Raw genomic sequence first — 12,106 nt, forward strand, 5'->3', positions numbered from 1 at the left:
ACTTCAGCCGGATGATGCCGGTTCGGCGACGTGCCCGCCCATCCGCCGGGTGAGTTCCCGGGCGGTGCGGGCCACCTCCTCGGCCAGGCGCTCGTATTGCCGAGGGTCGAGGGATCCTGTCTCGAAGGTGACGGCGACGCCTGCGACCGGGTGGTCCGCGTGGTCGGTCACGGCCGTGGCGACCGAGGAGAAGCCCAGGGTGACCTCCCCGTTCTCGGTCGCGTAGCCGCGGCGTCGGACCTCGACCAGGCGGGTGCGCAGGGCGGTGAGCGACCGCGGCCCGCCGGCGTCGGTGCGCTGGACGAACGCGGTGGCGTCGGGGAACAGGGCTCGCACCTGTGCCGTGGGCAGTCGCGCGAGCATGGCCTGGCCGCTGGCGGTCAGGTGTGCGGGGAGTCGGACCCCGACGTCGGTGACCAGGGGCGCGCGGCCCGGCGCCCGTTCCTCGATGACGTAGAGCACCTCGCGCCCGTGCGGGACGGCCAGGTGGGCGTTGTGCCCGGTGCGGTCGACCAGCCGGGCCAGCGGCACGCGGGCCAGCCGCTGGAAGGGGGCCTGCCGGGAGTATCCCGAGCCCAGTTCGAAGGCGCTGACACCGAGCGCGTAGCGGCGTTCCTCGGGCAGGTGGACGACGAATCCGGCGCGGGCGAGGGTGTCGAGCAGGTGGTACGTGGTCGAGCGCGGCAGGCCGACGTCGCGGCTGATGGCGGCGGCGTGGACGGGGGCTGCTTGACCGGCGAGATAGCGCAGGATGGCCAGCACTTGGGCGGCCGCGGGCACGGAGGACACAGGGCGGAGCGTACCTGTATCACTGTCTGGTATCCCAGACAGTCCGAGCGATGATGTCTGGGATACCAGACAGAAGAGCCGCGCAACCCCTGGAGTGGCCCTCCTGACCTGGTGCTTCATTGAGCCTATGAACGAAACGCATGTCGGCATCGGTCCGCTCTCACCCGACGATGTCGTGTCCGTCGCCCGCGCCGGCGCGCCGGTGGTCTTGTCGCCTGAGGTCCTGGACGAGATCGGCCGCAGCCGCAAGGTGATCGAAGACCTTGCGGACGATGCCAAGCCGCACTACGGCGTCTCGACGGGCTTCGGGGCCCTGGCGACCCGTCACATCCCCGCCGAGTCGCGGGTGCGGTTGCAGCGCAGCCTAGTCCGCTCGCACGCGGCGGGATCCGGCCCCGAGGTCGAGCCCGAGGTGGTCCGGGCGCTCATGCTGCTGCGCCTGCGCACGTTGGCGACCGGCCGCACCGGAGTGCGGCCGGAGACGGCGCAGGCCTACGCAGACTTGCTCAATGCCGGCATCACGCCGGTCGTCCACGAGTACGGCTCGCTCGGCTGCTCCGGCGATCTCGCACCCCTGGCGCACTGCGCGCTCGCCGTCATGGGCGAGGGCGAGGTCCGCGACGGAAGCGGTGTCCTGCGCCCGGCCGGAGAGGCGCTCGCCGCCGCCGGCCTCGCGCCCGTCGTCCTGCGCGAGAAGGAGGGACTTGCCCTCATCAACGGCACCGACGGCATGCTCGGGATGCTGGTGCTGGCCGCCCACGACCTGCGCCGCCTGCTGGCGACCGCGGACGTCACCGCCGCGATGAGCGTCGAGGCCCAGCTCGGCACCGACGCGGTGTTCGCCGCCGACCTCCAGGCGCTGCGACCGCACCCCGGCCAGGCCGCAAGCGCAGCCAACCTACGTCGTGTCCTTGCCGGTTCGGAGATCGCGGCCAGCCACCGCGGCCCCGGGTGCGACCGCGTCCAGGACGCCTACTCGCTGCGCTGCTCGCCGCAGGTCCACGGCGCGGCGAGGGACACCCTCGCCCACGCCGAGACCGTCGCGGACCGGGAACTGGCCGCCGCCGTCGACAACCCGGTGGTGACGTTGGACGGCCGATTGGAGAGCAACGGCAACTTCCACGGCGCGCCCGTCGCCTGCGTCCTGGACTTCCTGGCCATCTCGGTGGCCGACGTCGCCTCCATCGCCGAGCGGCGCACCGACCGGATGCTCGACGTGGCACGCAACCGCGGCCTCAACGCCTTCCTGGCCGACGACCCCGGCGTCGACTCCGGGCACATGATCGCCCAGTACACGCAGGCCGCCGTCGTCTCCGAACTCAAGCGCCTGGCCGCTCCCGCCTCGGTCGACTCGATCCCGTCCAGCGCCATGCAGGAGGACCACGTCTCCATGGGCTGGGCCGCCGGGCGCAAGCTGCGCCGCGCCGTCGACGGCCTGACCCGGGTGATCGCCGTCGAGCTGCTCACCGCCGCGCGCGCACTCGACCTGCGCGCCCCGCTGGCCCCCGCCCCGGCGACCGCCGCAGTCCTGGCCGGGCTGCGCGGCGAGGTCGAGGGCCCCGGACCGGACCGCTACTTGGCGCCCGAGATCGAGGCAGCGGTGGCGTACGTCGCCTCGGGGCGTGCGCTGGCCGCCGCCGAAGCTGTCACCGGGCGCCTGAACTGACCGACCGCGCACTTCGGACCCGGCGGCCCGTGCCCGGGCCGCCGCCGTCAATGCCCACCCGCGGAAGGGAACGGACCTGCAGGAACGAGGTTCCCGGCACCCACAGCCCGCCCGCTGCGGTCGACGGCGCGCCCACCCGACTTGTACGGGCGCAGCACCACGGTGCGCTCTCCGATCTCCAGGTCCGGAAGCCGCTCACCGAGCAGCGACTCCAGGCGGTGTGCGTCGTCCAAGCCCTTGAGCCACACCGAGAAAGCGAGGTTGTACCGCCCCGTGACGGCCAGGCACATGCGGATTTCGGGCAGGGACGTGAGCGTCTGCGCCGTGGCGCGCAGCCGCTCCGGGCGGACGGCGGCCCGGAACGTCGTGCAGACCGGCCATTCCGTGAACGACTGCGCGACGTCGCATCGGAAGATGATCCGGCCTCCGGCGACCGCCCGCTCCAGCCGGCGCCGCGCGGTGGGCGGGGTGGTGCCGAGCACGTCCGCCAGTTCGGTGCCGGTCGCGCGCCCGTTGCGGACCAGCGCGGCGAGGAGTGCCGTGTCGACCGTCTCCTCGGGCAGTCCCACCCCGGTAGGCGGCCGCGGGACGGTCTCGTGCACTTCGGCGACCTGGGCCGCGGTCAGTTCGCGCATGCGCCACCGCGCACCTTCCGAGTACATGTGCGTGACGAGGTGGGCCTCCACGAGCCGGACTCCGGGGATGCCCTCCATGCGGTCCAGCGAGCGCTCGGTGAGTTCCTCGAGACTGGCCGCCACGACGATCGCCCGGAGCCCGGGACTGCCGGTCGTACGTTCGAGCGTGTACACATGCGGGTCGTCGGCGATGGCCCGGGCCACGGACCGCCGGTCGGCGGGCTTCGTCCCGATGTCCACGAGCGCGCAGGTCATCTGCTGGTCGACGACGGGATACACGCTCACCCACGCGAGACCCTCCTGCTCCAGCCGCTGCCAGCGCCGCGCCGCGGTCACCGGGTCGATGCGCAGGACCGAGCCCACGGCGGTCCAGCTCGCCCGCGGGTTGATCTGGAGGGTCTCGATCAACGCGCGGTCGACGTGGTCGAGTGGTTCCGGGGGCGCACCCGACGGTGAATCCTGCATGAACAGAGCAGATCATTTTTCTTTCCTGCAGACCAGCCGCAGACAGTAGTCACTTTGCTCCTCCGCGCGCACAGTTCTGCCACACAATCTCTGCCGCGCGGTCGCCGTGTACGTTCAGCGGCAGCCCTCACGCCCCCTGGAGCCTGCATGACCGGGACGCTTTCCTCCACGCCCTCTCCGGCGGCGCCCGACAGACCGGACGCCGCCGCGGTGCGCCGGACCCCGATGGGGGCCGTGCTCGCCTCCGTCGCTGTCGTCGAAATCGTCAGCGGTTCGTTGCAGACGTTCCTCGGCCCCATCTTCAGCAGCCTGTCCGACTCGCTCAACGTGACCGCGGCACAACTGAACTGGGTGAGCATCGCCAACCTGCTCGCCGGCGCCGCCTTCGCGCCGGTCCTGTCGCGCCTCGGCGACCTGTACGGGCACCGCCGCGTGCTGCGCTGGAACCTGGCGATCATGATGCTCGGGTCGCTGCTCGTCGCGCTCGGCCGCAGCTTCGAACTGCTCCTGGCAGGCCAAGCGCTGCAAGGCTCGCTCACCGGGCTGTTCCCGCTGCTCGTCGGCATCCTCCGCAACCACAGCAGCGCGGACGACAACCGGCACGGCATCGGCATCATGGCCGCAGCCCTCGGCCTCGGCGCGGGCCTAGGCCTGGTGGCAAGCGGTCTCATCGTCGAGTACGCGAGCAGCCCGACCGCCGCGCTGTGGGTGCCCGTGTTCATGGTCGGCGTGGCGGTAGGCCTGGCGCAGTTCGTCCTCCCGGAAACCGACGACCGCCCCGGCGGCCGCGTGGACTGGGCCGGAGGCGGGCTGCTGGGCGCGGGCCTGGTCGGCGTCCTGCTGGCGCTGAGCCAGGGCCCGGACTGGGGATGGACGCAGGCGGGCACGCTCACCGCACTGATCGGCGGCCTCGTCCTGCTGGCCGCATTCGTCGCCGTCGAACTGCGGCACCCGGAACCGATGGTGAACGTGCGCATGTTCGCCGACCGTCAGGTCAACGTGATCTCGTGCGTCGCCCTGGCGTTCCCGTTCTCGGTGTTCGGACTGCTCGTGGCGAACGCGATCTTCCTGTCCCTGCCCGCGGACACGTTCGGCTTCGGCCTCGGGCTCTCCGCACTCAACGTCAGCTTCGCGATGCTGGTCGCCATCGGTGTCGCAGCCGTCGGCTCGTTCTGCGCCCGGTTCATCGCCAAAGCCCTCGGTGACCGTTCGGCGCTGGTCATCGGGTGCACCCTGATCGCTGCCGCCTACGCCTGGACGGCGCTCTTCCACGCATCGCTCGCCGAATTCCTCGTCGGCCAGGCCGTTGCCGGCTTCGGGGTCGGCATGCTTCAGCAGGTCACCCGCACCATCGCCGTCGAAGCGGTCCCCAAGGAGGAGACGGCGGTCGGGTCCGGCGTCAACGAACTCGTCATCACCGTCGGCGGATCGCTCGGCGCCGCCGTCGTCGGAGCGGTCTTCACCGCACACACGGCCGAGGGCGCGTACGTACCCGACGAGGCCGGCTTCACCCTGTCGTGGTGGATCGCCGCCGGCGTCCCCGCCGCCGCCGCACTGGTCGCGCTCGCCTACCGCGCCCCGCACGCGAAGGAAGACTCCCGATGACGCCGCGCGAACGCGCCCGCAAGCAACTGGAATCCCGCCGGGACGACCTCGTCGCGCTCAGCCACAGCCTGCACGCCGAACCCGAACTCGCCTTCGAGGAACACAAGTCCGCGGCCAAGATCGCCGACCTGATGGACGGCTCCGGCTTCGACGTGGACCGCGCGGTCTGCGACCTGCCGACCGCCTTCACCGCCACGTACGGCACCGGCGACCTCGTCATCGGCATCACCGCCGAATACGACGCGCTGCCCGGCATCGGCCATGCCTGCGGCCACAACGTCAACGGCGCTTCGGCCGCCGCCGCGGCCCTGGCGCTCGCGCCGGTCGCCGACGAACTCGGCATCACCGTGAAACTGCTCGGCACCCCCGCCGAGGAAGGCGGCGGCGGCAAGGTCTACATGCTCGAACGCGGCGCCTTCGACGACGTCGCCGCCGCGATGATGGTGCACGCCGCACCGTTCGACATGGTGGGCATGTCCTCGCTGGCGATCAGCGCCTGGAACGTCGCGTACACCGGCCGCGAGGCCCACGCCGCTCTGGCTCCCCACATGGGCGTCAACGCGGCCGACGCGATGATGATCGCCCAGGTGGCGATCGGCGCGTACCGCCAGCAGATGCCTCCCGGCACGATCGTGTCCGGCATCGTCACCGACGGGGGGCAAGCCCCGAACGTGATCCCCGGCCGGGCGACCGCGCACTACGAATGCCGCGCCGAGTCGCTCGAAGCCCTGACCGCCCACAAGGACCGCGTACGCGCCTGCTTCGAGGCCGGCGCGCTGGCCACCGGAGCCACCCTCACCCTCGACGACCACGGCCGCGACTTCGCGGACCTGCGTCAGGACGCGACCCTCACCGACGCGTATAGGGCATCCGCCGAAGCCCTCGGACGCACGGTCGTCGTCGCCGACGCGTCCACCCGGGGCGGCTCCACCGACATGGGCAACATCTCCCACGTCATGCCGACCATCCACCCCCTGGTCGGCTACGACTGCGGCGACGCCATGATGCACAACCCCGACTTCACCCGCTTCGGAACCACTCCGGGCGCCGACAAGGCGCTCCTCGACGGCGGCCTCGCCATGGCATGGACCGCCGTCACCCTTGCCGAGGACCCGGCAACCCGCACCCGTCTCCTCGCCGAGGTGGCCGCCCGAACACCGGTATCAGCCCGCTGACTTCGCCGCGAGACTCCAGACGTGGGGGTCCTGGCAGGAGATATGCGGGGTCGGGGACCGGAATCGGGGCTCAGCCGCCCTGCCCGGTCCCCGACCCCACCGGACACCGAGCGGGTGAGTGACATGGTGTCGAGCCTTTAGAGCAACGGGAGACAGGCGCCGCACACGCCGGGTTGGCAACAGCGGGGCCGCCCCGAAGATCACCGGGCATCTGGAGTTCGCCGCCGGCCTGGACGCCGGGCACCTTCCGCGCCGCGGCAACGGCCGGCCCGGCAGGACCACGGGACAGCCGGGCCGCGGACGCCGAGAACCACCTCCGTGCGGCGGCGGAGGTGGTTGTGTGGCGTGTGACCGACTCGTCCGACCGGGCTCATGGAGCATCACGACCGCGGCAGTGTGGTCATCTGTGTGCTGCTCCGATGCCCTCTACCTCGCATGCGAACCTCGGCAACGGGCGCGCCGTACCCGCCGAGGTGTCGTCACATGTTCAGCCGACCACGGCTCCCGAGCCGGCAGGGACGTCCCGGACGCCGCGCAAGTGCCCGCCCTCGGACTCCCAGTCGTTCTCCGGCTCGTCGTCAGCGTCCCCGGCACCAGGTCGTCCGGCCGGTGCGTGCACGGTGCCGGCCAACTCGTCGGCGCCGCGCGGGTCGGACGATTTCCCGGCGGCCGCCATCAGCAACCCGGCGGTGTCGGGGGCGGTGTCCGGCGGCACGACCAGCAGGTCCCAGCGTTGGGCGCGGCGGGACAGCAGCATGATGCCGTGGACGTCCTGTTCGTCGGTGAACCAGCCGACCTTGATCAAGCGGTCGCCCGCGGGGATGTGCTTGGGGACGCTGTCCCACAGCGTGGGGTTCACGGTGACCCGCACGATGGGCCCCACAGACTGCATCGCCTCGACGAGGGCGGGGAGTTCACGGACAAGATCCCGAGAGCGGGGCCACCACGCACCGTCGAGGCGGCCCGCCGGATGCCCGGCTCGCGTCAGTGCGACGCGCGCCGCGGTGGTCATGGGCGGGATCGTCGCCGGACGATCGTCGGTCGCGGTCATGACGCGAACCCGTCTCCGGACGGGCGCAAACCGATCCGGCGTAGCCGTACGCCGGGGACGAGGCCGATATGGGTCGGCGTACGAGGTGTCCCCGGTACTGCCAGGCTACTCCGGCCAGGAACCACCCGGGCCCATGGCGACCCACGCCGGGTGCGGAAGGAGCAAAGGTGTGGCTCGCTTCCGGGTGCGGACGGGTCAGCGTGTGGGGCGTCTGCCGGACCGGCGCCACCGCACGGCGAGGTAGACGAGGGCGAGGACCGCGACGGCGATGCCGATGACCAGCAGGTACCCGAGACCGTGGGCGACCGCGCCGATGATGCCGAGGATGACGGCAACGAGGAGCAAAGCGAGGACGAGCGCCATAGTCTGTCGCCTCCCAGGTCGTGAAGCGGGGTTCAGCGGCGGGCGAGTTGCCGTTCGCCGGCGGTGCCCGGTCGATAGTCGAGGCCGAAGTGCGCGAAGACGGCCTGTTCGTCCTCGGCGGGCAGCACGTCGTCGGTGCCGATCGCGGGGCCCTTCTTCACCAGGGCTTTGCCGAACGCCACCCTGACGTATCCGGGGCCGACGACCGCGCCGTCCAGCGGCACGAACACCAGGCGGTGCCGGGACGGCAACCCCACCTGCACCGTCGCCATGGCCGGCTGATCCGTCGAGGTGTCGACGTAGACGGCTTCGAACGAGCCGATCTTGTGCCCGCGTGCGTCGACGACGTCGCAGCGGCGCCACTCGCGGATATCCGCCACCTCAATCATCACGTGCAGCCCCTTTCCACAAAGGTCCGGAGGGTTACCGGGCTCGGTCGGCAGGTGGCCTGGTGCCCCTTCCGGCTTGCCTCCGGGCTTCTGCTGCCACCACCCGCGCCCCGGGCCGTCCCTCCCGAAATGGGCGGGGCCGCCGCGGACGATCAAATGGGGGAGCGCGGGGGACAGGCGGCGGCCCGATGGGTTCGTCGGGCACCGTTCCGGGGGTGCTGGCATGGTTGCCAGGGTCTGTCCCGTCGCATCGGCGTGCCGTGTTTGTCGCAGGCCCGGTGGCTGGATCGGCAACCCGCTCGCGGTCGCGGTCCCGGTTGCTTCTCACCCGGCCGTGGGCGCGTGCCGACTCCCGAATTGGGGCGGCGGGTGGACTTCCAACGGCCCCGGTGACTTCGCCGGGGCCGCCCTTTCAGGCGCTACACGTGAGAGTGCGCTACCCGCTTTCCAAGCTACACCCGAAGGCCGCCTTCCCAGGGCGGGCAGCGACACGGAAAGACCTTGCCGCACCGCGGCGTTTCGGCAAGCGGCAGTGCTCCGCCAACCCGCACGGTGCGGCAGGTCGGCGGAGACAAGGTGAGGTTCAGACCGGAAGACCGGGCGTTCTTCGCCGCGCTGTTGGTGTCGCTGCTGCGGGAAGTCCTGCGCCGGCTGCGGTTGCTGGTCCAGCCGGACACGGGTGCTGCGATGGCGCCGCGGCCTCGTCAAGCGCCGGCGCGCGCGCACCTGTCGGCCGAAGCGGCGCGGACGTCCGCCCACCGTCCGCTCCATCCGTCATCGAGACCGCCACCCTGTCCGGCCGACGCCGGTACATCCTCGCGGTCATCGAGCGCACCTCCCGCAGGGTACGGATCCTCGGCACGACCGGGCGCACCCCACCGCGAACTGGGTTGCCCAGGCCGCCCGCGACCTCGTCATGGACCTCGAGGGCGTCGGGGCCTGCGTCAGGCACCTGATCCGCGATCGGGGCCCGAAGTTCCCTGGTCTCTTCGACCGGATCGTGCGCGACGCCGGAATCCAGGCCGTACACACCGGCGTTCGGATACCACGCATGAATTCCATCATGGAGCTATGGTCCAGACCTGCCGCCACGAACTCCTCGACCGCACGTTGATCGGGGACGAACGACACCTGCGTCGCGCACCCGGCATCCAGCTGTCGTCCAGTGCGGCGTCCAGGCGCGCCACCGCAACCCCCGCGACCAGTTCGTCGCGGTCGGCGACGTGGTGGCAGAGCGCGGCCGGGGTCACGCCGAGGCGGTCGGCGACCGCCTGCATGCTCACTGCCCCACCCTGTGCGTCGACGTCGAGGGCTGCCCGAACGATCTGGTCGCGGTTGGTGCGAGCGGGGCGGCCGGGTCTGCGCTTGGGGGTCATTTCTTCGATCCGTCCGGTCGCCGGATGAGGTGTGCGTACCGCGGGTCTTGTATTTCACGAGCGTGAATAATAGATTTCGGTGGTCTTGGAGTCCATGACCCACTCCCAGGAGGACGCGATGAAGGCCGTCATGGTGATGTTCGACAGCCTCAACCGGCGGTATCTGCCGCCGTACGGGGCAGCCGAGTGGATCCACGCCCCCAACTTCGCGCGGCTTGCGGAGCGCACGGTGACGTTCGACAACTGCTACGCGGGGAGCATGCCGTGCATGCCGGCGCGCCGGGAAATGCACACCGGGCGCTACAACTTCCTGCACCGGGGATGGGGGCCACTGGAGCCGTTCGACGACTCGTGCCCGCAAATGCTTTCCGACGCCGGGGTTTACACCCACCTGACGACCGACCACCAGCACTACTGGGAGGACGGCGGCGCGACCTACCACAACCGGTACCGCACCTATGAGTTCTTCCGCGGCCAGGAAGGCGACTTGTGGAAGGGCCACGTCGCCGACCCGGAAGTCCCCGAGAGCCTCACCCGGCAACGAGCCAACAACTGGCGCCAGGACTGGGTCAATCGCCTGTACATGACCCGTGAAGAGGACCAGCCGCAGACCAAGACGTTCGACGCCGGGCTGGAGTTCATCGCTACCAATCGCGACGAGGACGACTGGTTCGTGCAGATCGAGACGTTCGACCCGCACGAGCCGTTCTTCTCCCAGCAGCACTACAAGGACCTGTACAAGCATGCCTACGACGGCCCGCACTTCGATTGGCCCGACTACAGCGTGGTCCAGGAGACTCCCGAACAGGTCGAGCATCTGCGCGCCGAGTACGCCGCCCTCCTGTCCATGTGCGACCGCAACCTCGGCCGCGTCCTCGACGCCATGGACGAACACGGCCTGTGGGACGACACGATGCTCATCGTCTGCACCGACCACGGCTACCTGCTTGGCGAGCACGGGTGGTGGGGCAAGGCGGTCATGCCGTGGTACGACGAGACCATCCACACGCCGCTGTTCGTCTGGGACCCACGCAGCCGCAAGCAAGGTGAACACCGCCGCTCCCTCGTCCAGACCATCGACATCGCCCCCACCCTGCTGGAGTATTTCGGCGTCGAACGCACACCCGACATGCTCGGCCAACCGCTGCGTGCGACCGTCGCCGACGACACCCCCGTCCGCGAGGCCGGCATCTTCGGCACGTTCGGCGGCCACGTCAGCGTCACCGACGGCCGCTACGTGTACATGCGCGCGTGTGCACACCGAACCAACGAACCGCTATTCGAATACACCCTCATGCCCACGACCATGCGGGCCATGTTCCCCGTCGACCAACTGCGCGGCGCCGCACTGGTCCCGGGCGACACCTTCACGTTCACCAAGGGTGTGCCGGTGCTCAGGACGGCAGGGTTCGCGTTGTCCCCGGCCAAGTACGGCACACTGCTGTTCGACCTGGCCACCGACCCCGGTCAGGAAACCCCGCTCTTGGACGACCAACTCGAACTGCACATGGCGACACTGCTCGTCGACGTGATGCGCACCGCCGACGCCCCCGTCGAGCAGTACGAGCGTCTGGGCCTGCCGGCGGACGGCCCGGTCACCGCCGCGCACCTCCTGGCCCGGACACAGCACGCCGAGCTCGTGGCCGCAGCTGCCCGCGGCCCCATCGCTCCCGACGACTACCCCTCCGGTCCGCGCAGCGTGCACACCCCCGTCCGCGACCTCGTCGCGGACCCGGCGGCCGAGGCCGTCCTGCGTGCGGCAGGCTTCGGACGCCTGCTCGACGGCGGCATCATCCGCATGATGGGGCACTCGTCCGTGTTCGAAATCGCCGCGATGTCCGGTGGCGCCATCACGGCCGACGGCCTTCGCGACATCGCGGACGCCCTCGCAGCCACCAGCGACAGCTCCAGCTGACCCGGCACTCGGCGAGCCCCATGGCCATCGTCATCCGGCGTCGGCAAGCGTAGACCCGAGCCGTCCGAACCCCTGCCCGACGGGCCCGCAGCAGCCCACACCGCTGCTCCCACTTGGACCGTGTCCTACGTGGTGCCGCCGCGGAGTCGTCTGAAGCAGACGAGTGCTGCGGCGAGGGTGGTGAAGGCAAGGAAGAGGTCGGATCTGCGTTCGTAGCGGATGATGAGGCGGCGGTAGCCGGTGAGCCCAGACATGGTGCGTTCGACGACCCAGCGGTGCCGGCCCAGCCGCAGCGAGGTCTCAACACCCTTGCGGGCGATCCGCACGCCGATACGCCGCCCACGCAGCCAGCGCCGCAACGGCGGCTGGTCGTAGGCCTTGTCCGCGTGCACTTTGCCCGGTTTCCAAAGCCGGCCGCGGTGCGGATCGTGCTTGTCCGGGAGCGCTTCGATGAGCGGCCTCAAGCCATTGCTGTCATGGCAGTTCGCGGCGGAGACGCCGACGATGAGCGGCAGTCCGACACGATCGGACGGGATATGCAGCTTGGAACCGGGCTTGCCGTGATCCACGGGACTCGGACCGGTGAGTCGGCCGCACGCGCAGGGGAACACCACGACTGCCCCCCAACGGACGTTGCGGCGTGCGGATCGGAATTGCGTGCGTGCGACGGCGGTGCG

The 12,106-nt window shown here is 70.8% G+C and carries 10 protein-coding genes and 1 pseudogene; 4 read left to right on the top strand and 7 right to left on the bottom strand.

From position 1 onward, the window contains the following. Positions 1–3 precede the first annotated feature (3 nt). On the bottom strand, positions 4–789 hold the full coding sequence (locus ABEA93_RS33560) for an IclR family transcriptional regulator (RefSeq protein ID WP_345679679.1): 786 nt from the start codon (positions 787–789) through the stop codon (positions 4–6). A 127-nt stretch (positions 790–916) separates the two neighbouring features. Here ABEA93_RS33560 and hutH point away from each other — a divergent pair, with 127 nt between their 5' ends. After that, positions 917–2,455 carry a histidine ammonia-lyase gene (gene hutH / locus ABEA93_RS33565; RefSeq protein WP_345679680.1) on the top strand — a complete coding sequence of 513 codons (1,539 nt, stop codon included), beginning with the start codon at positions 917–919 and terminating at the stop codon, positions 2,453–2,455. Between the two features lie 47 nt (positions 2,456–2,502). Here the strand turns inward: hutH and ABEA93_RS33570 are convergent, their stop codons facing one another. Further along, positions 2,503–3,555: an Lrp/AsnC family transcriptional regulator gene (locus tag ABEA93_RS33570; RefSeq protein ID WP_345679681.1), complete on the bottom strand. Its 1,053-nt coding sequence runs from the start codon at positions 3,553–3,555 to the stop codon at positions 2,503–2,505. Positions 3,556–3,702: 147 nt separating this feature from the next. On the opposite strand from ABEA93_RS33570, the gene ABEA93_RS33575 reads away from it, so the two are divergent. Both ABEA93_RS33575 and ABEA93_RS33580 read left to right on the top strand, forming a co-directional pair. Next, positions 3,703–5,160 (top strand): MFS transporter, encoded by a 1,458-nt coding sequence (locus ABEA93_RS33575; protein ID WP_345679682.1) that lies wholly within the window; start codon positions 3,703–3,705, stop codon positions 5,158–5,160. After that, positions 5,157–6,335, top strand: coding sequence for an amidohydrolase (locus tag ABEA93_RS33580; RefSeq protein ID WP_345679683.1), 1,179 nt, complete (start codon positions 5,157–5,159; stop codon positions 6,333–6,335). Before ABEA93_RS33575 ends, ABEA93_RS33580 begins: the two co-directional genes overlap by 4 nt. Before the next feature lie 487 nt (positions 6,336–6,822). On the opposite strand, the gene ABEA93_RS33585 is transcribed toward ABEA93_RS33580, so the two are convergent. From ABEA93_RS33585 to ABEA93_RS42215, 4 genes are all read right to left on the bottom strand, one after another. Further along, positions 6,823–7,386: a DUF5994 family protein gene (locus ABEA93_RS33585; protein WP_345679684.1), complete on the bottom strand. Its 564-nt coding sequence runs from the start codon at positions 7,384–7,386 to the stop codon at positions 6,823–6,825. 195 nt (positions 7,387–7,581) lie between these two features. Further along, on the bottom strand, positions 7,582–7,749 hold the full coding sequence (locus ABEA93_RS33590; protein WP_345679685.1) for a hypothetical protein: 168 nt from the start codon (positions 7,747–7,749) through the stop codon (positions 7,582–7,584). A 32-nt stretch (positions 7,750–7,781) separates the two neighbouring features. Beyond that, the gene (locus ABEA93_RS33595; protein ID WP_345679716.1) at positions 7,782–8,138 is read right to left on the bottom strand and encodes a PRC-barrel domain-containing protein; all 357 of its coding nucleotides are present in this window, start codon (positions 8,136–8,138) and stop codon (positions 7,782–7,784) included. A gap of 1,061 nt (positions 8,139–9,199) precedes the next feature. Further along, complete coding sequence (locus tag ABEA93_RS42215; protein ID WP_425585198.1) at positions 9,200–9,514, bottom strand: TetR/AcrR family transcriptional regulator; 315 nt, start codon at positions 9,512–9,514, stop codon at positions 9,200–9,202. Positions 9,515–9,608: 94 nt separating this feature from the next. Between ABEA93_RS42215 and ABEA93_RS33605 the strand changes: the two genes are divergently transcribed. Continuing rightward, positions 9,609–11,429, top strand: a complete 1,821-nt coding sequence (locus tag ABEA93_RS33605; RefSeq protein WP_345679686.1) for a sulfatase — start codon at positions 9,609–9,611, stop codon at positions 11,427–11,429. Between the two features lie 125 nt (positions 11,430–11,554). Here the strand turns inward: ABEA93_RS33605 and ABEA93_RS33610 are convergent. Then, positions 11,555–12,022 (bottom strand): annotated as a pseudogene (locus ABEA93_RS33610) (IS5 family transposase); the annotation flags it as partial. Between the last annotated feature and the right edge of the window lie 84 nt (positions 12,023–12,106).

Source organism: Yinghuangia aomiensis (assembly GCF_039542225.1).
GTDB classification, from domain to species: Bacteria; Actinomycetota; Actinomycetes; order Streptomycetales; family Streptomycetaceae; genus Yinghuangia; species Yinghuangia aomiensis.